Origin of the sequence: Helicobacter sp. MIT 21-1697, assembly GCF_026241255.1 — a bacterium.
Lineage (GTDB): Bacteria > Campylobacterota > Campylobacteria > Campylobacterales > Helicobacteraceae > Helicobacter_C.
The window spans coordinates 1-814 of record NZ_JAPHNC010000025.1 but is presented as its reverse complement, the minus strand read 5'-3'; the positions used below and the strand labels follow the sequence as shown (position 1 = coordinate 814).

1 protein-coding gene is annotated in these 814 nt (G+C 44.3%); it reads left to right on the top strand.

The genetic code is table 11. The features are described from left to right. Positions 1 to 28: 28 nt before the first annotated feature. Positions 29 to 814: integrase catalytic domain-containing protein (locus OQH61_RS09450; protein ID WP_266027182.1), on the top strand; the 786-nt coding region annotated here is incomplete at its 3' end.

Sequence of the window (814 nt, the reverse complement as noted above, 5' to 3'; positions counted from 1 at the left end):
AGCAGATTTCTTGGCAAAAAGAGATGAGGTGATAAGCTATTGTGTGCTAGAGCGATATGTCAAAGCCTATCTCAAATCTCACCCCATTGAATCAAAAATCATCTATCGTGGGGAAGATGCAGCTGTGGGGAACTTCCTCCCTGCACTTGGGCAAAGTAATTGGGCGGTAGATTCTATTAATCAAATCGTAGAAATTGATGCGACAAGCATTGATGCGGTGATTGATGTGAGTGAGATTGCGCGGAATCTAGGGCTTGAAGTAGCTGATGTGGAAAAGTGGCAGAAGCGATTTGTGCTTATTTCACTTATTGATACTTATAGCGGCGTGTGTAGCTTCCATATCAGCGATACTGAAAATGCGCTTGGTGTCTCCCGCGCCATTGCAAAATATATCACCACCTATGGCAAACCAAAGTGCATTAAAAGCGACAATGGCAGCGCATTTGTGAGTAAATATACCAAAGAGGTGCTTACGCGCCTTGATATTAAGCATATCAAATCTAGGGCATACGCTGGGTGGTGTAAGCCCTATGTGGAGCGCAACTTTGCGCGTTTGCAAAATCACCTTATGGAATGGATTAAAGGCTACATCGGGCATAGCGTGAGCCAAAGACAAGCCATTGAGTTTTTCTTCTCTCGCGCTCAAAGGCGGCTTAAAAGAGGACAAAAGAGCAATCAAACCAATCTCCACACATTACAAGAGCTGGGGCAGATGATAGATACCTACACACACGCCTTTATGAATAATGCGTATTTGGAACGTTTAAATGCCACGCCTGCAGAGGCATATAATGCAAAAGTGAGTGAGGCAAGC